Genomic DNA, 239 nt, shown 5'->3' with positions numbered 1-239 from the left:
CTGCTGCCTTTTCATCATCTGACAATTTAGCATTCTTATCAATTGAGGCAATCTTAGCTTCTGATGCTGCTTGGATGGCTTCTAGGGCTTTTTCTTTACCTACTGGATTTACTGATTCAATTGCTTTAACTCCTGTAGTTTGAGCGGCATCTACACCATCTTGATCTTTCGCTTCATTGATAGCATTTACGGCTGCGATGGCTGCTTTCGCTACTTCAGCTTTCGCTGCTGCCTTTTCA

Annotated in this window: 1 protein-coding gene; it reads right to left on the bottom strand. The window is 42.7% G+C overall.

The window, feature by feature from the left end:
* A partial coding sequence (locus EII37_RS11025; RefSeq protein ID WP_124788570.1) for a DUF1542 domain-containing protein occupies positions 1–239 on the bottom strand: 239 nt, incomplete at both ends.

It is taken from the genome of Streptococcus sp. OH4692_COT-348, from assembly GCF_003859975.1.
In the GTDB taxonomy this organism is placed as follows: Bacteria; Bacillota; Bacilli; order Lactobacillales; family Streptococcaceae; genus Streptococcus.
This window is presented reverse-complemented; position numbering and strand designations above follow the sequence as displayed.